The 21428-nt window shown below is 37.4% G+C and carries 11 protein-coding genes; 9 read left to right on the top strand and 2 right to left on the bottom strand.

What is annotated here, in order from left to right; genetic code table 11:
• Positions 1-31: 31 nt before the first annotated feature.
• From BUF11_RS21465 to BUF11_RS21430, 8 genes are all read left to right on the top strand, one after another.
• Positions 32-3877 carry a non-ribosomal peptide synthetase gene (locus BUF11_RS21465; RefSeq protein ID WP_073590937.1) on the top strand — a complete coding sequence of 1282 codons (3846 nt, stop codon included), beginning with the start codon at positions 32-34 and terminating at the stop codon, positions 3875-3877.
• Positions 3858-10217 carry an amino acid adenylation domain-containing protein gene (locus BUF11_RS21460; protein WP_073590936.1) on the top strand — a complete coding sequence of 2120 codons (6360 nt, stop codon included), beginning with the start codon at positions 3858-3860 and terminating at the stop codon, positions 10215-10217. The genes BUF11_RS21465 and BUF11_RS21460 overlap by 20 nt, the downstream gene beginning before the upstream one ends.
• A gap of 49 nt (positions 10218-10266) precedes the next feature.
• The gene (locus BUF11_RS21455; RefSeq protein ID WP_073590935.1) at positions 10267-11475 is read left to right on the top strand and encodes an ACP S-malonyltransferase; all 1209 of its coding nucleotides are present in this window, start codon (positions 10267-10269) and stop codon (positions 11473-11475) included.
• A 45-nt stretch (positions 11476-11520) separates the two neighbouring features.
• Positions 11521-13245: an ABC transporter ATP-binding protein gene (locus BUF11_RS21450; protein WP_073590934.1), complete on the top strand. Its 1725-nt coding sequence runs from the start codon at positions 11521-11523 to the stop codon at positions 13243-13245.
• A 24-nt stretch (positions 13246-13269) separates the two neighbouring features.
• On the top strand, positions 13270-14970 hold the full coding sequence (locus tag BUF11_RS21445; protein ID WP_073590933.1) for an ABC transporter ATP-binding protein: 1701 nt from the start codon (positions 13270-13272) through the stop codon (positions 14968-14970).
• Between the two features lie 19 nt (positions 14971-14989).
• Positions 14990-16009, top strand: coding sequence for a hypothetical protein (locus BUF11_RS21440; RefSeq protein WP_175562122.1), 1020 nt, complete (start codon positions 14990-14992; stop codon positions 16007-16009).
• Positions 16010-16146: 137 nt separating this feature from the next.
• Positions 16147-17070, top strand: coding sequence for an Ig-like domain-containing protein (locus BUF11_RS21435; protein ID WP_073590931.1), 924 nt, complete (start codon positions 16147-16149; stop codon positions 17068-17070).
• A gap of 54 nt (positions 17071-17124) precedes the next feature.
• Entirely contained in the window at positions 17125-18681 is a 1557-nt protein-coding gene (locus BUF11_RS21430) for a hypothetical protein (RefSeq protein ID WP_073590930.1), read from the top strand.
• Positions 18682-18831: 150 nt separating this feature from the next.
• Here BUF11_RS21430 and BUF11_RS21425 read toward each other — a convergent pair whose 3' ends face one another.
• Together BUF11_RS21425 and BUF11_RS21420 are read right to left on the bottom strand one after the other, a co-directional pair.
• On the bottom strand, positions 18832-19854 hold the full coding sequence (locus BUF11_RS21425) for an ABC transporter permease (protein ID WP_073590929.1): 1023 nt from the start codon (positions 19852-19854) through the stop codon (positions 18832-18834).
• Entirely contained in the window at positions 19848-20579 is a 732-nt protein-coding gene (locus tag BUF11_RS21420) for an ABC transporter ATP-binding protein (RefSeq protein ID WP_073590928.1), read from the bottom strand. Before BUF11_RS21420 ends, BUF11_RS21425 begins: the two co-directional genes overlap by 7 nt.
• 253 nt (positions 20580-20832) lie before the next feature.
• Here BUF11_RS21420 and BUF11_RS21415 point away from each other — a divergent pair, with 253 nt between their 5' ends.
• Positions 20833-21426: a TetR/AcrR family transcriptional regulator gene (locus BUF11_RS21415; protein ID WP_073590927.1), complete on the top strand. Its 594-nt coding sequence runs from the start codon at positions 20833-20835 to the stop codon at positions 21424-21426.
• Positions 21427-21428 lie beyond the last annotated feature (2 nt).

Here is a 21428-nt window from a genome sequence, read left to right as displayed (position 1 = left end):
AATAAAAGCAAAGCTTATGAGGAGGGTATATATGACTTCAATTCTGGAGCCTGGTTATAGGTATTGGATAAAAGCATTGGAAGTTCAAGAAGTTACAAAAGGCATTCCTCTAGATACACAAACCGGTCTGGCAGATCGGTATGATAACATTGATTTTCATATACCTGATCGGGAATGTAAAAGCATAATAGAGATAACAAATAATTCAAAGAAGAATACCTTTGTGATATTGTTATCTGTAATTAATATTATCTTGAAAAAATATTCTATAAATTCCTATGTCAGGCTGGGTGTTCCCCCAATAAAGGATGAAAATAACCGGAATGACGAGAATAAAATACTTTTGTTACAGACAAAAATCAACGAAAAGGACACAGTGCGGGAAGTGGTTAATACTACACGGGAAAATTATCATTTGTGCTGTAAATATCAGGATTTTCCTATAGAAAAAGTTGAAAAGGAGAAAATAACTGATCTTCAATACAATACGGTAGTACAAATGGAAGGGCTGCATGATATTGTTACAGATAATAAAGCCTCGTTAATTTTTACTTTTTCATTAGAGGACGAGCAGGTGGTTGGAAAAGTAACCTATAAATGTATTCATCATAACCCAAAAAAGATTGAGAGATTGATTCAAGCTGTAAATAATACAGTTGCAGAGGTAGTGGATAAGCGTTCAAGTGCTGTTTGTGATTTGGAAGTTATTTCGAAAAATGAAATGTGTGAACTTATGGAATCCGTAAATGCAAATAAATTCGATATTAACCGGAGCAGTGTTAACCAGGAAATTGAGAAGGTTTGCAGAAGATTGCAGGAGCGTATAGCAGTTGCCGACAATGAACGGGAAGTAACTTATGGAGATTTATGGGACAAGTCAGGAAAAGTAACGGCATATCTTAGCAAGTCAGCAGTGGGAGAAGGGGATGTAGTCGGGGTTCTTACAACAAGAACAGCCGATTTTATCATTGCGCTATTAGGGGTTATGCGCTTAGGGGCCATTTTTCTGCCCATAGATAACAGCATTCCGCAGAGCAGAATGGAATATTATCTAAAGAACAGCAATGCCAAACTTACTATTGTAAATGATTCGAGAGAGTTCATGGATATACCGGCAGTCAATATGGATGAAATAATGAACAGGCAGGAGACTGACAGTGATTTAAATATAGCCTGCAATGTAAATGAAATAGCCTATATTTTATATACCTCCGGCTCTACCGGCAGGCCCAAGGGTGTAAAAATAAGACATCTTAGTATCATGAACTTAATACAGAGTTTATATGAAAAAATATATAGGAATTATACAGAGGATACAAGAATCGGACTTCTGACCTCCTTTAGTTTTGACCCCAGCATTATGCAGATATTTGTATCATTGTTGTGTGGATACACTTTGGCTATCATACCTGAAAAGGTAATTAAAGATGGCGGCATGCTTATGAAGTACATAACAAGCAAAAGAATAAATACAATGGCAGGGACGCCGGCTCATTTGAGGCTGCTGATAAATGGGAACAAGTACAAAGAAAAGGACTTATATCTTAAAAGTATTATCGTAGGCGGTGAAACCTTAGGAGTAAAGCTCCTGAAAGAATTTACAGAGATGTTTTCGGAGAATACCCCTCAAATAATAAATCTTTATGGACCTACAGAAACCTGTGTAGCTTCTACCTGCTATATAGCGGATATGGAAAAGCTGAAAAATGCAATTAACGCTCCTATCGGAACCCCCTTTTTTAATACACAAATATATATATTAGACAATGACTTTGGCATAATGCCGTATGGAGCAGTGGGTGAGATATATATCGGGGGATTTGGTGTAGCAGCCGGATATATAAATAGTGAAGAAGAGACCGGAAAAAGATTTATTGAATCCCCTTTTTCCCGGAATGAAATGCTATACCGTACAGGTGATTTGGGAAAATGGCTTCAAGATGGGAATTTAGAATATGTGGGAAGAATTGACAATCAGGTAAAGGTGCGTGGGTACCGTATTGAACTTGAAGAAATTGAAACTATATTAAAGGAGCAAGAGGGGATAAAGGATGCGGCAGTTGCTGTCAATGAAAAAGGAGAAAATTCGCAGCTAATTGCCTTTGTGGTCTTGGAAAGTGAAAAGGAATCGGTGAAAGGGATTAAGAAGCAGCTGGAGGGTATCCTTCCATATTACATGATTCCCAATTATATTTTACCTGTTGAAAAAATTCCGATGAATGTAAACGATAAAGTAGATAAAGATAAACTTTTAAGTATAAAGATATCTGGGGAGAGTGTAAAGCCGCCTCAAAATGAAACAGAGCAGGAATTATTTTTGATATGGCAGGAACTCTTAGCCAAAGACGATTTTGGGATAACAGATAATTTCTTTGCTTTAGGAGGAAACTCTTTAAAATTAATGAAAATGGCAACGATGATTTATGACAGGTTTAATTGCGATATTCCGTTGAACATATTATTAGAACATGCTGATATTGAGTGGATTGGCGAATATGTTGGGGGGAATAAGAGGGAGGCCTTAAATGAAATTCATCAGTCGGCTAAGAAAGAATTCTATGAGCTGTCCGCGACACAGAAAAGGATGTATATCGCACATAAAATGGATCAAACCAGCATCGCTTATAATACACCCATGCTTCTAAGACTGGATGGAACAGTAATAAAAGAAAAACTGATTGAAGCAGTTGAGGGCACAATACAGCGGCATGAAATATTAAGAACGGTTTTTGCTGTGCAGGACAATAACATTATACAAAAAATTAAGGATACCATTGACTTTAAGCTGGAATCCAGCTGGATATCAGAGGGCGAAGTAAGTAAAGAATGCCAGAAATGTATAAAGCCATTTGACTTGGAACATGGTCCGTTACTTAGAATACATTTGTTAATGGTCAATGTTCATAAATCCTATCTGTTGATTGATATGCATCATATCATTACGGACTTGATATCGATAAGCATTTTTATAGAAGAGGTCATAAAAGGCTATAACGGTGAACCGCTGCCTGAAGTAAAAATGCAGTACAGAGATTTTTCAGAGTGGCAGAATGAGAAAATAAAAACAGAAGCTTTTAATGATATGGAAGAGTTCTGGCTTAAAGAGTTTTCAAGTGCAATCCCTTCTCTGGAATTACCTGCAGACTTTAATAAGCCGGCAATATCAAACGGCATAGGCAGGAGCCTAAGTTTATTAATTGATACTGACACAACCCATTCATTGAGACTGTTAGCAAAGGAAAATAATGCGACATTATATATGGTTTTGTTATCCTCTTACTTAATACTGCTATCAAAATATACCGGAAAAGAGGAGGTTTTAATAGGAATACCGGTTGCCGCAAGAACACAGAAGGATATGAATTATATAATGGGAGCGCTTCTTAATACGGTATTATTTAAAATTAATGTATCTTCCGAAATATGTTATTTAGAGTTCTTAAAAATGGTAAAATCCCAATTGATAAATGTATTGGATAATCAGGATTATCCGCTGGATTTACTCGTAGAGCAGCTTAGTAAAGTACACGCAGTGAACCGGGGAAATGTATATGAGGCGGCCTTTAACTTTTACAATGAAGATTTCGGATTTGACAAAATAAGCATGGATAATCTGGAAATAACGTCTGTAGATTTGGAATATACCGTTTCACATGCCAATATTGATATGACTTGCATGGAATGGAAAGAGAATATAAAGCTTGTTGTCTGCTATCTGGTAGAAGTGTATGAAAAAGAAACGGTAGAATATTTTATGCAGCATTTTGCGGAAATTCTTCACTCGATAGTATTATCACCAAATTCTTGCATTAAGGACTTAAATATGCTAACGAAAGAGGAGAAGGAGGATTTCGCTTATGGCTTCGGGGAGGAGTGAAGGCAATTTAATAAACATACATGAATTAGTTGAACAGCAAGTATTAAAAACTCCGGACAGTATTGCAATTCAGGATGAAAATACATTTATGACATACAGGGAATTATGGGAAAAGTCGGGTAAGGTGGCAAATGCAATAAGGGGTAAGGGGATTTTACTGGGAGAGGTTGTAGGAATTATAACTGGCAGATGTAAGGAATTAGTTATATCGATTCTCGGGGTACTGCGTGCAGGCGGTGTTTTTTTATTAATTGATAAAGGCGCTCCTGTCAATAGAATTTCATATATGCTGGAAGATAGTAGTACGAAGCTGTTGCTGGTGAAGGATTATAGAGAGGAGCTGCCGGGAAACGAAGATATTTTACAGCTTAGAGTATGTGACATTCTCCTTGGAGAATATAGTGTTAGTTATCAGACAAGTTTTCGAAGTTCTGAGGATATGGTTTATATATTATATACGTCTGGTTCAACAGGAAAGCCTAAAGGGGTACAAATATTGCACAGGGGGCTGACGAACTATATTACCTGGGCGGCAGAATATTATTGCGGGAATGAACTTCTGAATTTTCCTTTGTACAGTGCTGTCGGCTTTGATTTAACAATCACCTCTATCTTTACGCCATTATTGACTGGTGCCAAAATAATAGTATTTGAATCGGATGAAATAGACCTTGTAAGGCAAGTAGTAAAGCATGAGGAAGTTCATATAGTGAAACTGACACCAACACATTTGAATATGCTTTCCGAGGAGGATGTAAAAGCAAGCAGTGTCCGGAAATTTGTATTAGGCGGTGAGGCTTTAAAAACCAGCGCTGCCAAAAGAATCAGTGACTGGTACCGGGGGAAAATTGAAATTTATAATGAATATGGTCCTACGGAAGCAACAGTTGGCTGTATGATATACCGGTTCGATCCCCAAAAGGATAAACGGGAAGTTGTGCCAATCGGCTTACCAATTAAAAATACCAGGATATATATTCTGGATAAAGACATGAAACAGGTAGCCTATGGAGTGACAGGGGAAATATATATAGGCGGTCAGGGCTTGGCAAGAGGGTATCTGAATAAGGATGAACAAACGAAAAGATGTTTTGTAGAAAATCCGTATATAAGCGGCAGCATTATCTATAAAACAGGAGATTTGGCTAAAGTCATTCCTGGTAAAATAATTGAATACCTTGGGAGAAAAGATGAGCAGGTCAAGCTAAGAGGTTTTCGAATAGAGCTTGGAGAAATAGAAAATGTTTTACTTAAGCAGGAGGGAGTGAAAGAAGCTGCCGTTGTAATCCGCGGGGATAATGAAAACGGGAGCTTGTGTGCATTTATTACGGCATATGAACAAATAGACATTACCGCTATAAAGCATACCCTGAAAGAGACACTGCCGGTGTATATGGTGCCGGATCGCATTGAGCTGTTAGAAGCAATGCCGGTTACTTCAAATGGAAAAGCAGATAAGGGGCTATTGAGAAATAAATGTATCAGCCTTAGCGAAAAAACTTATGTGCTGCCTGCAAATGATATCGAAAAAAAGCTTGTTTTAATCTGGAAGGAACTTTTAAATACGGAAAGAATAGGTGTGAATGATAACTTTTTTGACTTAGGCGGAAATTCAATGCGTATTGTTCAGCTGTCTGCAAGGATTGCAGAGGAATTACAGATTGAATGCAAGGTAAGTGAGCTCTTTGCATATCCTACTATCTCAGAGTTTGTACGATATAAATTTAATAACGAATACGGCTTCAATAAAAAAGAGGCGGTTTGTGAGAGAAAGGTATCTAATGATAAAGACATAGCCATCATTGGTATTGGTATCACAATGCCTTTGGCAGACAGTCTGGAGGAATTGTGGGAACTGCTTGCAAAGGGACATGATTTTATCGGGGATTTTCCCAACCAAAGAAAATCACAGGTAAGCAGTTATATTAATGAAACCTGCTCTGAGGATGAGGAATATCTTGCAGGAGCATATTTGGAAAATATTGATTTCTTTGATGCGGAATTTTTTGATTTTTCTCCTAAAGAAGCAGATTTAATGGATCCGAGTCAAAGGATATTTTTACAGACATGCTGGAAAAGCATAGAGGACGCGGGCTATTCCGGCAAATCGTTATATGGCAGTAATACAGGGGTTTTTCTGGGATATGGAAGTAATGAATCAGAGTACCGGAGAATGGCGTATAAGTATAACCGGGAATCCATCAATACAGCCCTGACAGGGACATTGCCGTCAATCATAGCTTCGCGGATTTCATATATGTTAAATTTCACGGGGCCTGCCGTAAATTTTGACACGGCCTGTTCCTCATCTCTTACGGCTTTGCATTATGCTTGTCAAAGCCTGTATTTAAGAGAATGTGAGCAGGCAATTGTCGGAGGAATAAAAATACAGCTTTTGCCGCTAAGCTATAATATTGATATTGGAATTAGTTCAAAGGATAATAAGACAAGAACTTTCGACAATCAAGCCGATGGAACCGTTGGCGGGGAAGGTTCCATTGCAATGTTTTTAAAACCGTTAAAAGGGGCGGTGGAGAGTAAAGACAGGATATATGCGGTAATTAAGGGATCTGCTTTAAATCAGGATGGCCGGTCAAATGGTATAACAGCACCTAACCCGGTTGCGCAGGCAGATGTTATCGTAAAAGCATGGGAAAACGCAGGGATAAATCCTGAAACGGTGTCGATGTTAGAGGCACATGGAACAGGGACAAAGCTTGGGGATCCTATTGAAATAGACGGTATTACCCGTGCGTTCAGACGTTATACGGATAAAAAGCAGATATGTGCCATTGGCACAATTAAGTCAAATATGGGACATTTGGATAATGCGGCAGGATTAGCAGGGATTCTAAAAGCGGCATTGTGTTTAAAGCATAAGAAATTAATTCCAAGTATCCACTTTGAATATCCGAATGAGGAAATAGATTTTATCAATTCTCCGGTGTATGTTAATACGCAGTACCGGGACTGGATTGTTGAAAAAGATATGCCAAGAAGGTGCGGCGTAAGCTCCTTTGGTATGAGCGGCACAAACAGTCATATTGTATTGGAAGAAGCTCCTGTAACAGAGGATAAATGCTTTGATAATGCAAGGTACAGTATTTTAACTGTTTCGGCAAAAAGCAGGTATTCTTTTAAGCGGTTGTTAACTGAATATACAAGGATACTGCAAACGGTGGAAGATTTTGAGGAACTAAGGAAGATTTGCTATACCTCGAACACAGGCAGGGGGCACTACAGGTATAGGCTTGCTGTGATATTTAAGAAGGATGACAAGGGCTATTGCATTAATTTAAATAATTATAAACAGGGTGTTGATTGCAGGACCATGTTCTATGGAGAGCATGTTATTATTGCTCCGACAAAAAAAATAGCGGAGGAGTATGAAATAACCAAGGAAGAGCTCAATAATATGAAGGAAAAAGCAGCCGGGTATACAAAAGAGCTTTCTAACGGACAAAAAGATAATACAGAGATTTTAAGAGAGCTTATTTTATTATACGTGAGGGGCTGCGAAATCGAATGGAACTCTTTTCTGCCGGCATTACCTAAGGTATCATTACCGGTTTATCCATTTAAGAAAGAGAGGCATTGGCTTAATGTTCCTCGAAAAATCGGCTATTATAAGGAAGAGTGGGTTGAAAACGGAAGGATAGAAAATAATACGTTACAAAACCATACAGGTGAAAAGCTTAAGGTGGCTGTAATTATGTATGATAATGAAAGCTGCAATAAAATAGTCGATTCCCAGCTGAGTAAAAACTATAGTGTTATTCCTGTGTATATTAATTATCCTAAAAGTGCCGCAGAGGATATTGAAACTGTCATACTTAAGCAGATAATGAAAATTGAGTGGAGCAGTATTCATAGAATTATTCACATTGGCTGTCTGTCAGATAATAATTTCAATGACGTTAAAATGCTTCAAAGTTATTTGCTTGAAAATATTGTGAGCCTGGTATGTACAATACGAGCTGCTTCCACTGTTGCAGATCCTATTCCGCTGATTGTGTTTTCCAAACAAGCGGATGCGGCAGAAAATTCGGTTATATTATCTGTTTTAAAAACAATATCAACAGAGTATCCCGGTATGGATTGCTTTGGATATGATGTGGATGACACGGATAATCTGGCCTTTATCCTGGAAAATATACAAGGTGCAGAAAAAGAAAATCCAATAACTTTAATCAGGAAAGACAGGTATTACAAGAGTGTTATCACAAAATACAACCCAGATAAGAAAGCAATACACCAGAGTAATGGAATATGCAATAAGGGAATATATATAATATGGGGAGGAACAGGTAATATCGGCCGCAAGCTGGCGGAATTTCTTACAGAAGCTGCGGAGGATGTTCATATCATATTGGCCGGGAGACGTTGTATTTGTGGCAAAGAACAGCAAAAGGATTATACAAAACTGGAAAAGTTAATAAAAGAAAATAATGAGATTGAGGTTTTTAAGGCGGATATCTCGGATGAAAAAGATGTCATAAGCCTGTTGGATTCCGTTAAGAAAAAGTACGGGAAAATAAATGGTATGTTCCTTTGTGCAGCGGAAGGCGTAGGAGGCTCCGCCCAGCCTGTCAGGACGCTGGAGGGCAATCAATTCTGGGATGGTACAAAGGCGAAGATAGCCGGACTCTTTTTGCTGGAAAAAGTATGGGACGAAAACAAACTGGATTTTATGGTATTATTTAGTTCTGCTATTACAAGTACAGGTTCTTACGGTGCTTCTGCTTATGCGGCAGCAAATGCTTATCTGGATTCTTATGCCAGTAAGGAAAGTAAAATAGCCAAAAGAGTCATAACAATAAATTGGCCTTCATGGATATCAACAATCAATATAAAAACTACAAAGAACATGCAGTATTCACAGATGTTTCTTCCGATAGATGATAAAGATGCACTGGAGAATTTATCTGCTATATTAAAAAGCGGTTTAAAAGGGCGGTTCATTATAGGTGAAATCAGCAGTAATCCTTTAATAGTAGAAAATCTGCACAAGGCCAAATTAAAATTCTCAGATGAGATTCTTAAGGAACTGGGTCAGGGAAACCATAAAGCTTTCAAAACAGAACAGCCTGTATCTGTAAGGCTTGAAGGTAAAAAAGACTCCAATTACACAGATGTGGAGCATGTTTTGGGGAAAATCATTGGAAATATACTGGGATATGAAACAATCAATGTTTATCATGAATTCGGCGACATGGGAATGAACTCGATTCTATTTGTACAAGTCCAGCTCAAACTGGAAGCTGATAATATCTATATTGGAGAAAAGGACTTTTATACCTATAATACAGTACATGATTTGGCAGCTTTCATAGAGGGAAAGAAGATAAAGCATAAAACTTTGATGAAAAAGGTGCAGGATGAAAAGATATTCAATGATATCTTTTACAAGAGCTGCTTTTATAATTCTCTCTTTAGTCTGCTGCGGCTGAATGATAAAGACTTGCATCCATTTTATGTAAACGATATGTTTATATATAAGTATAAAAATGGAATTCTTGATATAGAAACCGTTTCAAAGAAAAATGAAGATACATTACTTGCCGGGCAGGGAGTAAAATTTAAGAAAATTTCAGCAATAACATCCAATGCCATAATTGAAGAATTAGCGCAAAACAGGCAAATTATTGCATGGGTTGACAGTTACTATGAAGCAATACGTATGGATACCTACAATAAACAGCATCTGGCACATACATTGGCCATAGTGGATTATAAAAAAGAAGAGGAGTTATTTATTGTAATTGAACATACAGGTAAAGATAACCTGGATTATAAGCAGTGTTTGTTAAGTAAAAGTGATATGGATAACTGTCTGGAAGGGTTTACGAAGCATTTTTCCCAGGAGAATATTTTCTATAACTATATCCTTGAGTTTGATTCGGGATACATAATGGAAGAAGTAGAAGCTGACTATAAAGCAGAGTATCAGGCGCTATGGTCGGAAAATTTAAGTGAATATGAAAAGAGCGTATCATATTTAACTGATTTTGTTGGAGATATCCGCAACAAAAAAGCACTGGAAAATAACGAATTTAGCAATTTGATTAATATGATTCGTAATATCGTAAACTTTAAGGCACTTGATGTATTTAGAAACAAAATCATGGAAAAGGAGGATGAATCGGCCGAAATAACCGGACAGGTATATGAAGCGTGGAAAAAACTAAGAAATAGCTTCATCCGCTTAGAAGTAAGCGGGGAGGTAAATGATTTGGTCATAAAAAAACTTATCAGCGAAGTCAATAATATCAGGAATATGGAGATGCAACTCCTGTTCCGTATGAGAAGTAACACAGAAACGGAAGTACAAGAGGGTTAAGGGTTCATATTATTATGAACTGCAAAATAGTCTAAATGAGGTTAAGTACATGAATATAGGATATTTATTTACTGGACAAGGTTCTCAGTATAAAGGAATGGAGCAGGACTTTATAAGAAAATACCCGTCTTTCAAAAGAATTTTTGAAGAAGCAAGCGATACATTGCATCTTAATATGCCGGAGCTATGCAGAAATGCGTCGGAAGAAGGATTAATGGATACAGAAGATGTACAGCCGCTTTTATTGACCTATGAGATGGCTGCGTTTGAGACCTTCAAAGAAGTATATGAATTAGAACCATTATTTCTGGCAGGACATAGTTTGGGGGAAATAGCGGCTATAACATGTGCCGGAGGAATCCATTTTGCAAAGGCATTGGAGTTGGTCAGGGAAAGAGGCAGATTAATGAAGGTGCATGGTGAAAACAGGGGAGGAATGAGCGCTGTTTTCGGAGTTTCCACTGCAGTATTAGACTGCGTCTGCAAAGAGGTCTCGGAGGATGAGGAATCTGTTGTGTCAATATCAAATTATAACTCATCCAGACAGAAAGTAATATCAGGTAATTATAGCGGAATTAAAAAAGCAGAAACTAAATTAAAAAAGCTACATGCTACGGTAATTCCTTTAAAGGTAAATATACCCTTTCACAGCATATTAATGGAGGAATGTGCCGGGGAGTTTGAAAAATATTGCAGGGATACGGTATTTATGGATTTAAAGTATCCGGTTATAAGCAATTTGGACGGACTCCCTTATATAAACCAGAATTATTTCGGCTCTTATTTGGGAAAACACATTATCCACCAGGTGAATTGGCAGAAATCTATCGACTATATGTATAATAGCGGGGTCAGGTATTTTGTTGAATTAGGCCCTGGGGATACTTTATGTAAAATGGTGGCTGATGATTATCCTGATGCCAGTACATTTGCAATCAATAAGCAGGAAAATGTCAATCAATTTGAAGAGCTGCTAAAGCACGGAAGGTTTGAAGCAATAAAAAAGTCTATGGGGCTGGTTGTAAGCATAAAAAATGAAAATCTTGATAAAAAAGATTATGAGGAAAATGCAGCGAATCCATATTTAAGTCTTCAGTTAAAAGTTAAACAATTGATTTCGGATAATAAACTAATAAAAAAGAAAGAAGTGATGGTACTTTTAGGGGAGATATACCCTATCCTAAAAAACAAAAATATAAAAGAAGGAGAATATATAAGCCTTTGTGATAAAATCAGTTCATTATATGCCGATTTGTAATGAAAAAAGGGATAAAAAACACCATTGCTCGAAAGGGACAGAGAGATGAAAAAAGAGAAGAAAATCCATAGACGAAAGCGGTTAATGTTTCCGCCAGCCGTTTCTGCTCGGGAAGTGGCAGGATTATTTTTGACAGCAATGATTTTTGTTTTAGTGACAGTGGTTGAAATTGCAATTACATACATAATAAAGACAACCATAGATGTCAATAACAGCAAAAACATTTATAAATTTTTGGATTTTATACCTGTTGTGATAGGTCTGGCTATTGTATACGGTCTGGGTAAATTTCTTGCAGCCAAGAGAAGCGTTCATTTTTCTGCTAAAATAGTAAAAAATGAAAAGGTACGGTTATCGGAACATATTCAGAAACTGCCTTTAAACACGGTTAAAAAGTATAATGCCGGAGAGCTATATACAACGATACATGAGAATATGCTGTCGGTAGAAGAGTATATTAAACTGCTGCCGGGTGCCATAGCATCTCCGGTTATTATATTGATGACCATGGCCGTTATGTTCTGGTATAGCTGGAAACTTACATTGGTGTGCATTATTTCAATACCGGTACCTACACTTCTTTTTGGAATAATTAATAAGCCGATAGAAAAAAAAGCGGCGGATAATCAGGATAATATAGGTGGAGTTAATTACCTTTTAAAATGCACGATAGAGGGATTGGACATAATTAAAACATATCATCTGTTTGATATGTTTTCATCAAAATTCCATAAGCAGCTTATAAAAGTAAAAGATAAAAGCTTGGAGATTGAAAAAATTAAAACAAAGGCCAGTCCTTTAAACTTTTTTCTGCGGATATTTCCCCAATGCGTCATACCGTTGTACTGTGCCTATTTAGCTATGAGGGGAGAGGGGACGATTGGCTTGCTTCCGGCGTTCAGCCTCCTGATTGTTAATATCTTTGTTCCTATTGAAACACTGTTAAGATTTTCAACAAAATATAGAGAAACACTATCCCCAATGCAAAAAGTTGAAGAGCTCTATTCATTGGAGGAGGAGAGAACCGGAGGAATACTTCCGCTAATTGATTCGGATTCCGTTGTAGATTTCTCAAACGTTTATTTTGCATATTCAGATGTCAATGTATTGGAAGGTATAACATTTTCCGTAAAAAAGAATCAGCTGATTGCAATTGTCGGTGAAAGCGGCAGCGGTAAAAGCTCAATTATAAAGCTGATTTCCGGCTTATATGAAGATTATAAGGGCTCGGTTAAGGTGTTTAACCGGGAGGTGTGCGAAAGTGATTTGTCAGAATTAAGAAAACAAATCGCAGTTATGACGCAAACTGCATTTCTATTACCGGAATCTATTGAGAAAAACCTATTATACAGTGTGGAAAGCTATGAGGAGGAAGAGATAGCGAAAGCTATGACAATGGCCAATTTAAATGAAGTGATTAACAAATTGCCGGATGGGTCCAAAACTATTCTGACAGAGAGGGGAATGAACCTGTCCAAGGGGCAAAGGCAGAGGATTGCTATGGCAAGGGTGATATTAAGAAAAGCACCGCTTATTATATTAGATGAAGCCACTTCCGGGTTAGACCCTCTATCTGTTGAAACAATACTGAATTCTCTTAATGTTTTAAAGCAGAACCATACGATAGTAATGGTTACACATGATATTCAATTGGCATCCAATGCTGATGAAATCATTCTGGTACACAATCACCGCATAGTACAAGGCGGATCCCATGAGGAGTTAATGAAAAATTCTATGTACCAGTCAATGTATATGATTCAAAATTAATGATGCAGGAGGCTGGATTGAAAAATGAAAATCACGGAGTTATATAAAAAAATTAAAGAAAATCTGGGCAAGTATGCCTTTAAATATTTTATAGCAGCTGGAATAGAACAGCTGGTTATTGTTATCTGCCTGAATGTAGTTATTGCATTTGCTGTGCAGTATGCAGTTACTGCAGCAGCTAAAAACAATATTGATTATTTATATTATGCCATTGGCATACTTGGGGTTGCATTGCTTGTTGCTTTTCTGATTATCCCTATAGCAGGTTATCTTTCCAATAAATATATGAAAGAAGCTATTACAGAAATAAAGTTACGCTTTTATCAGCATGTTATTTATTTAAAGAAAGAAGAAAGCAGTAAATTTCATGCCGGCAATCTTATGTCTCTTTTTACAGATGATATAAAGCAAATAGAAGATTTGTATTCTGTAAAAATAAAAGAGTTCCTCTCAGTATGTTTTATAGGGCCCATATCCATTGGTGCACTTCTAAGCTTAAACTGGATTATGGGGCTTATTGTTCTGTTTTTTGGAATAATCAGTATCCTGTTTACTACATTCTGTGCCAAAAAGAACAAAATCATCAGCGGAAAACTACAGAATGCCAAAAGTGAGTCCAGCAGCAAATTAATGGATTTATTGAATGGACTGGAGGATACTAAGATTCTTGGAATTTCAAACCTGCTTCATAAAAACTATTCAGAGGAATGCAATAAAGTGAAAGGGCTTACCAAGAAGCAGGGGGGATTAGAGGCAATCATTGTGCTGTTTTCGGGCTTTATGTATTATTTTAAAGAAATTGTAGTGTTAGCTGCCGGTATTATGCTTATGCGCAGAGGAATATTATCCATAGGTGAAATCATTGCCAGTGCTTACTTATTGGTGAATGCAGGATATATGTTTGATAATATTGGAATATTTTATGCAAATGTTCAGAAATCCCTGGTGTCTGTCGAACGGCTGGAAATGTTTTGGAATGCAGAAAGAGAAAATTTTGGTGAAGATTCAGAAGAACAATCCATATGTATGGAGACTGCTTATGGGGATAAAATCATTCAGTTTGACCATGTACATTTTGGATATAAAGAAAAGAAAAATATATTAAATGATGTTAACTTCGAAATTGCAGAAGGGGATTATGTGGCAATTGTAGGACCAAGCGGAAGCGGGAAAAGTACAATTATCAAACTGCTTTTAGGGTTTTATGGTAATGACAGCGGAGATATTTTAATAAAAGGACGGGGAATACAGGAATATTCAGTTTGGCAGCTTAGAAATATGACATCCTATGTGCCGCAGGAACCATATCTTTTCCCGGGAACAATAAAGGAAAATATCCAATATGGCAATTGGACTGCTGACATGGAACAGATCATACAGGCTTCCAAAGATGCTTTGTGTCATGAATTTATTTCTGAACTGCCAGAGGGCTATGATACCGCAGTAGGAAATGGAACGAGTCTTTCCGGCGGACAAATCCAAAGGATTGCCATAGCAAGAGCATTATTAAAAAAAGCACATATTATGCTACTGGATGAACCAACGGCGGCATTGGATGCAGAGTCGGAAAAGCAGGTATTGGAAACATTAGATAAGCTTAAAAACAGAATTACAATTATAGTAATAACACATAAGATATATACCATATCCAGATGTGACAAGGTCTTTGCACTGGATAATGGGCAAATATTTTTAAGTGAGCCAAAATACCAAGGAAGCCTTTGAGAAAGGAAGAATAATGACCATGTCTGAACAATATAAAGAACTCCCTGTATATCATCATATATCCCCCATAGTAGGATTACAGTATTTTTCTTTGTCTGTCATATTTGGAGATACCAGTATTTTGCCATGGTTCTACAGTAATTTTATACAGTGGGAATGGGATCAGGAGGGGTGTATGTGGTTTTCGCTCCTGGAGAAAAATTATACGGGCATCCCCTATCTTGAAACGCAAAAGATCAACAGGGATTTTATTAAATATAACAATTTAAATATCTGTGATTTGCTGATAAATAATATAACCTGCGGCTGTTATACCCAGCTTTGCTTAAATGAATTCTATATTCCAACGAAGGCGGCGTACACCAACCGTAATTTTATTCATGATAATTTGATAACAGGATTCGATAAAGAACACAGGCAATTTAAGTTATTAGGATATAATAAAGAAAACAAATTGTCATTATCAACGGTCGCTTTTGAAGAGGTAGAAAAAGCATTCCTTACCATAGACAGTTTACTGGATAATTCCCTGGGAGTTGGGAGTATGGATTATGTTACGCATATATTTATGTTGACGAAAAAAGAAGGCATTTCCTATACCTTGGATAAAATCTGTATAAAAGAAGCATTGGTTGACTATTTATACGGTAATAGTTATGATGAAAAATTCAGGATGATTAACAATCCCAATCGGAAAAAACTATTTGGTATGAATGTTTACCCCGAGTTAAGCCGACATTTTCTGGAGAGAGATAGCAGAGCTTTAAACGATATTAGAATACTGCATTTAATTTATGAACATAAAAAGGTAATGGTAATGAGAATCAGGTTTCTATTTGATAACAAATGCATGAAGGAAGATTCCCTTCTTTTAGATGAGTTTATGGAGATAGAGAAAAAAGCATTGGTATTAAGAAATTTACATATTAAATATCTGATATCAAAGGAAACCCTTATATTAGACATCATAGCAGCGGATTTGATTTCCTTGTACAAGGAAGAAAGAATATTGATTGAAAAGCTAATAAAGCTTTTCTAATTTGCAGAAGCGTTTTTTTGAACATTTCCTGCGTTTAAATATAGGACGAATATTGACAAAAAATGAAATAAATAGTAGCATATAGAATATGTTTGCAATGTTTTCTTATTAAACGAAAGGATAAATTGAGGTGGGATATGAAAAAACCGAAAGGGCCCTTGCTTCTGGTGTTAATATTGATTATACTGACAGGCAGCTTTCCGGCAATGGAGGTCAAGGCAGATAATACGGTGAATGATAGGTTTTATGTAGGATATGAATTTTATTATACATTCCAAAAAATCGGCGAGATACTCAAGGTGACTAACAGCAATAAAAAGATAGCGACAATCACGAAAACCTCCGATGACGAATTATTGGTAAAAGCAAAATCACCGGGAAAGACTACTTTAACGATTAAAGGCAAGGCTTATACACGCAAAATTAACCTGACTGTAAAAAAAATGGATGTGACAGCAAAATTCTGCGGAAAACTTCCAAACGGAGAACATCTTGTTAAGGTTACAAACAATACAAAGGAGGGCTTTTTTGAATCAGTCAGGTTTGCTGTAGTTCTAAGAGCATCCAACGGAGATTTCCTTGATTATGGTTCGATAAGTGTTTACAGTTTGCTCCCGGGAAAATCACTTTATGTAAAGTATATGCCGGAGGAGGATTCTGGCTGTGACTTTTCAAAAAGCACTCTTGAAGTAAGCAGTTTTGAAACAGAAGCGCTTTTGTCAAACATTACATATACGGACTGCTCCTCTAAACTGGCAGTAACGGATGTAAAAGGCGGGGTGTTAAGTCCTTCCGACAGTGAAATTTCGGTTAAATTTAAAAACAATTCTTCCGAGGTTGCCCATATATATTTTCAGATTTGCTGGTATGATGAAAAGGGAAAGATTGTAGATATATCGAATCATTTCTGGGGTGATTTATCGGCAAAAGAGACGGGCAAAGAGACTATATTCGTACCCGATGAGGATTATAGTGCAGCAAGCTACAGGATGTCTGTCGTAGGATATAACAAAGTATATCCTAAGCCTACCAATGAAGCTTCTTATATTCCGACTTTTTAAAGAGTAATTTTGCTTGATTTTTAGACAGAACAATGGATAAAGGGGACTCAAACCATGAAAAACAACCTAAAAAAGGGAAACAAGCTTCATTGCAAATACTTTTTTATGATGAGTATGATACTTGTTATATTTGTTATTACATCTGCCAGAAAAGTGTACGCAGATGAAGATGTAGTCTTAAATCAATATCATCCAACGGGAGGATTTGCTTATCAGGTTGGAGGATTACGTGATTATTTTTATGATGTTTATCCGAATTCCTTTAATATGAATTATAAAGACTTTATGAATTATACCTATGTGATTTCAGATGACAGTGTCTTTGGCTTAAAGGCAAATACGGATCTGGATGCTGCGGCAATATGGCTTCCCGATGCAGCTGGAAACATGCGCACTGTTATGCCTTATAATATGAGAGTATATGCAATAAGTCCGGGAACAGCAACACTAAAGGTATATGATGGAAAGAAACTTGTAGACACCTTTCATATTACTGTACTTGCCGATAAGACTTATTCTCCCAGCAGTTATGTTGATTTGACCGGGGACAGCGCGATGGATTCTATTTCTTATACAAGTAAAAAGTCCACTGATATTTCAAAGGCTGATGTTAAAAAGGAAAATGATTTAATTAAGAAATTCATAAAAACAGCTGCAGATCCGAAAAATACAACAACAAACCAGCGCATCAGTGCGGCCTTAAACGCTGTTGTAAACCATGGAAGTACGCAGATTTCTGAAAAAAAATATAAAGAACTGGATTATCTTTCATGGAAGAAAGGGATTACCCTGGTAGGTAAATATAAAAAGGCACATTCGATGCTGATTGAAAAAAACTCTCTTTCCATAGGTTTTGCAATTGTTAACAGAGCTGTTTTGAACAATCTTGGATTTAACTGCCAGATTGTAGAGGGATATGGGACTGAAAAAAAGTATGGCTGTGAAACATGGAATTCTGTAAAGATATATCAGAAAAACGAGAGCAGTTATACGGATGAAGATGAAACGGAAGAAGACGCAGGATATGTGGATTCCATTGAGTTTGGAGCGTCCGCCAAGTTACTGTCCGACTATGATTTTAACGGTGCGGATGTGGATTCCATATACCGTAAGACACACTTGCCCGCTTGGATAATCGGTAAGGATACACAGCAGCAGGTGGTCAGTGTTGGAGAGACAAAAAAATTATCAGCAGGTGATTTAAACAATAATATATATTCCTCAGATACTTCCATAGTAACTGTCCAGAATGGCAGCATAACAGGAGTAAAACCGGGAGTGGCGGTTGTTTACCGCTATAATGATACCTATTGTGACGTGTTTTTCGTACTGGTGAAGAATAAAGGTTCTGTTAAGACTATAAATTCCAAGGTATATACGAAGACGACGAAAGAATATTTTAAGTCATCTGAGTATGCGCCCTATATAAGAGGCGGACAATCAGAAGGAGATCAAATGAAGGACTGGGAAGCACTACGGTTATTTAATCTGGAGCCGATATTTGGTAATGGTTCAAAGCTGACAACGAAATATTCGAAAGGCAAAATAGAATGTTATCTTACGAAGGACTGGGAATCATCGTTAATCTATACTGTTGGATCTGGAGATTAGTTTGAAAAATGCGTTGCATTTTCAAATTTCTATTTGGGCAGTATCGCAAGCGAGCTTGCAAAATGCATGGGAATTAGTTTGAAAACATATAAATAGCCGGACCCGGGCACAGTCATAACTGACTTAAGCACTGGGTCCGTTTTTTCATGTTTACAATTTTCTATATTTTTTCAATACCAGTGTATTGAAGGTACTAAGCAGAGCAATATAAACAGTAAGAGCAAGTAAAAAGAACCAGATTCCACCAAAGCCATATCCATACACCATTATCTTCTTAATTGCCGTACAGCCATAATAGATTGGCATGACATAGCTTAGAACGCCCAGGTGGTATGGCAGAGTATCAAGAGGTATCAGCCCTGAGAAGAATATCTGGGGAATGATTATAAGTGGGATAAACTGTACTACCTGAAATTCTGAATTGGCAAAGATAGAAATAAATTCACCCAGGGCAACTGCTGTAATAGCAAGGAGCAGCATAATGAGGATTACCCAAAGCACATTTCCCTTACTGCTAAGGCCAAGAACATAAATGTTAAATAAGACCAGAATAATGGTCTGTATAATTGCAAATATACCATATCCGATGGTATATCCTCCGATAATACTGCGTCTTTTTATAGGAGTCATCAGCATTCTTTCCAGCGTGCCGCTGTTGCGCTCTCTTACCAGGGCCATACCGGATATTATAAAGATGAAGAAGAAAGCAATTACCCCAAGAAAGATGTATCCCATTGTCTGAAAAGTGGAATCATCTTCCCCTCCATAGACATAACGGGTGTCCATTTTCATTGCAGGGTTAAGAGCTTCCAAAGCTCCACGTATTGCCTTCATAGCTTCTCCGCTCTTACTGGAGGATTCGTACATGGTTATGCTGGAGGCGGATTGTGACATGGAAAATACGGCATCCACCTGTTTGTTATTTTTTAGATACTTATCCGGGTCGGAAGCTGCCGCTGCTGCATTAATAATGTCTGCCTCCTGTTCCTTAAGGGCAGTTACGAGGGCCTCCGGCAGCTTACTTTCATCAATTGCTATGGAAGGTTTGTACCCTGAATCTCCAAGCAGCAGATAGATAAGAGAAAGGATTAACAGCGGGGCAAATACCATCAATGCCAGAGTACGCTTATCCCCTAAGATTTGATGTATCACTCTTTTTGCCAGACTTAGCATGCTGCATCACCGCCTTTTTTGTCAGCTGCCAGAAAGAACAGCTCTTCTATTTTATTGGATTTTGTAAGAGATAAAAGGTTAGAGACCGTATCATACTGTATGAGCTGTCCCTGATAGATAAGTGCAGCTTTATCGCATTCCGTTACCTCGTCCATAACGTGGGTAGATACAATAATGGTTTTTCCCTGCTCCTTTAGCTTTTTTAGCTGTACCCAGATGGCTTTTCGCAAGACCGGGTCAATGCCGACCGTAGGTTCATCCAGTAAAAGTACTTCCGGTTCATGAAGCAGTGCAGCAGCAAGAGACAATCTTTTTTTCATACCTCCGGAATATTCTCTCACCGGCTTGCCGGAATCTTCTTTTAAGTCAACAAGTCTTAGTACTTCATCAATACGCCCCATATAGTCTTTTTTTCGCATACCGTAAAGCTCTGCAAAAAAGGACAGGTTGCCGGTACCTGATAAGTCCTCGTAGATAGCGTCATTCTGGGGCATAAAGCCAATCTTTTTTAGAAGAGCCAGATTGGGTATCAAAGTCTGGCCATAGCGGATTTCGCCTTCGTCTGTGGGTATCGCGCCGATAAGCAGCCGGATCAGGGTTGTTTTACCCGCTCCGCTGGGACCTAACAGACATATGATTTCGCCGGATGGAATGGAGATAGATACATTTTTAATAACAGGTTTGTGATGAAAGCTCTTGCAAATATTCCTGCCTGTAATATCCATAAATAGTCGCCTCTTTTCGAAAGTTATTGATTTTTATTTCTGTGGAAATTATAATACAGGTGTACATTATAATGCAATGGTCACTTTATTTGATTCTGTCCATTATCTAATAAAACGAGGTTAGTGTGAAAAATAAAAAGCATTTTTCACTTTTGATTTAAGCAGTTTCGCAAGTAAACTTGCGAAATGCATGGGGGATAGTGTAAAAATTAAAAAACAATTTTCGCACACAAGTTTATGCATGGAGGTATATATGAAAAAACAAACTGATTTAAGAGTGATAAGAACCAAATTTATGATTAAAAATGCATTCCTGGAATTGATGGAGGAGATTGGGTTTACCAAGATAACCGTAGAAGGAATAACCCAAAAAGCATTTATAAGCAGAAATACCTTTTACCTGCATTACGCTGACAAATACGATTTACTGAATACCCTTGAAGACGAAGTTTTACTTGGAATAAAAGATATTGTTAAGGAAATGCCCATTGAGATTATGAAAAGAAAAGGGTTTGCCGACAGCAGGCCCTTTTCAATCCTAATCAGGATATACCAGTATATTCGGGACAACTCCCGCTTCTTTTCCCTTATGATAAATGAAAACGGAGACCCTTGTTTTCTTCATAAGTTGAGTGAGACGATAAAAAGCGTTATAAATCAAAATAATATGGAAGAGCAGCTTAAAATTCCCTCACGTTATATGATTGCCATTATTGCCGGAATCCAGACAAGTATTATAGGGGAATGGCTAAGGAGCGGCATGAAGGAAACGCCGGAAGAACTGGCGGAATTAATTGCGGCAATATTCGAAAGCGCTCCGAAGAATCTGCTTAAGCCCTCACAATAATT

It is taken from the genome of Anaerocolumna xylanovorans DSM 12503 (assembly GCF_900143645.1).
GTDB lineage: Bacteria > Bacillota > Clostridia > Lachnospirales > Lachnospiraceae > Anaerocolumna > Anaerocolumna xylanovorans.
This window is presented reverse-complemented; position numbering and strand designations above follow the sequence as displayed.